A 1681-nucleotide genomic window follows, 5' to 3' on the forward strand; every position below is an offset into this window, starting at 1 on the left:
AACGAGAGAGGATGCTCACGATACGGGTTACTGATGATGAACATGCCCGGTTACTGGAACGTTGTGAGGGTAAACAACTGGCGGTATGGATGCGGCGGGACCAGAGAAAAATCACTCAGGGTCAATGCCAGCGCTTCGTTAATACAGATGTAGGTGTTCCACAGGGTAGCCAGCAGCATCCTGCGATGCAGATCCGGAACATAATGGTGCAGGGCGCTGACTTCCGCGTTTCCAGACTTTACGAAACACGGAAACCGAAGACCATTCATGTTGTTGCTCAGGTCGCAGACGTTTTGCAGCAGCAGTCGCTTCACGTTCGCTCGCGTATCGGTGATTCATTCTGCTAACCAGTAAGGCAACCCCGCCAGCCTAGCCGGGTCCTCAACGACAGGAGCACGATCATGCGCACCCGTGGCCAGGACCCAACGCTGCCCGAATGTTCTTTCCTGCGTTATCCCCTGATTCTGTGGATAACCGTATTACCGCCTTTGAGTGAGCTGATACCGCTCGCCGCAGCCGAACGACCGAGCGCAGCGAGTCAGTGAGCGAGGAAGCGGAAGAGCGCCCAATACGCAAACCGCCTCTCCCCGCGCGTTGGCCGATTCATTAATGCAGAGCTTGCATGCCTGCAGGTCGACTCTAGAGGATCGATCCCCCTGTGCTAGGATGGTCACCTAGATCAGGAAACAGCTATGACCCCAGTGTGCTGGAAAGGCGTTTTCTTCAATAGAAGCGTCAACAACTACTTCTTCTTTCTCTTCTTCAGCAACCACTAAGTTGAGTCATTAACTCATAACGGCGATTAGCAGGATTAGATACCGATGCATCATGCACATCTTTAAGCTCAAGCGTTTCACCACATTCACTTTCGATAGCCATACTATCAAGCCAATCTAATTGCTTTTTCTTGCCTTTCCAGCACACTGGACTGGCCGTCGTTTTACAAGGTCTAGTCCGACCTAGACTCAGGGGTACCGAGCTCGAATTCTGGCGTAATAGCGAAGAGGCCCGCACCGATCGCCCTTCCCAACAGTTGCGCAGCCTGAATGGCGAATGGCGCCTGATGCGGTATTTTCTCCTTACGCATCTGTGCGGTATTTCACACCGCATATGGTGCACTCTCAGTACAATCTGCTCTGATGCCGCATAGTTAAGCCAGCCCCGACACCCGCCAACACCCGCTGACGCGCCCTGACGGGCTTGTCTGCTCCCGGCATCCGCTTACAGACAAGCTGTGACCGTCTCCGGGAGCTGCATGTGTCAGAGGTTTTCACCGTCATCACCGAAACGCGCGAGACGAAAGGGCCTCGTGATACGCCTATTTTTATAGGTTAATGTCATGATAATAATGGTTTCTTAGACGTCAGGTGGCACTTTTCGGGGAAATGTGCGCGGAACCCCTATTTGTTTATTTTTCTAAATACATTCAAATATGTATCCGCTCATGAGACAATAACCCTGATAAATGCTTCAATAATATTGAAAAAGGAAGAGTATGAGTATTCAACATTTCCGTGTCGCCCTTATTCCCTTTTTTGCGGCATTTTGCCTTCCTGTTTTTGCTCACCCAGAAACGCTGGTGAAAGTAAAAGATGCTGAAGATCAGTTGGGTGCACGAGTGGGTTACATCGAACTGGATCTCACAGCGGTAAGATCCTTGAGAGTTTCGCCCGAAGACGTT

2 protein-coding genes and 1 pseudogene are annotated in these 1681 nt (G+C 51.0%); 2 read left to right on the forward strand and 1 reads right to left on the reverse strand.

What is annotated here, in order from left to right:
• Positions 1–11: 11 nt before the first annotated feature.
• Entirely contained in the window at positions 12–347 is a 336-nt protein-coding gene (locus tag PE36_RS24850) for a hypothetical protein (RefSeq protein WP_081450183.1), read from the forward strand.
• 415 nt (positions 348–762) lie between these two features.
• On the opposite strand, the gene PE36_RS24855 is transcribed toward PE36_RS24850, so the two are convergent.
• Complete coding sequence (locus PE36_RS24855; RefSeq protein WP_157517839.1) at positions 763–1014, reverse strand: replication endonuclease; 252 nt, start codon at positions 1012–1014, stop codon at positions 763–765.
• A gap of 481 nt (positions 1015–1495) precedes the next feature.
• Here PE36_RS24855 and PE36_RS23520 point away from each other — a divergent pair.
• A pseudogene (locus PE36_RS23520) lies at positions 1496–1681 on the forward strand (class A beta-lactamase LEN-27); the annotation flags it as partial.

The sequence above is a fragment of the Moritella sp. PE36 genome, from assembly GCF_000170855.1.
GTDB lineage: Bacteria > Pseudomonadota > Gammaproteobacteria > Enterobacterales > Moritellaceae > Moritella.

Excerpts from the sequence above, each read along its gene's own strand:
- PE36_RS24850 (WP_081450183.1), top strand. The coding sequence starts at position 12 with ATGCTCACGATACGGGTTACTGATGATGAACATGCCCGGTTACTGGAA.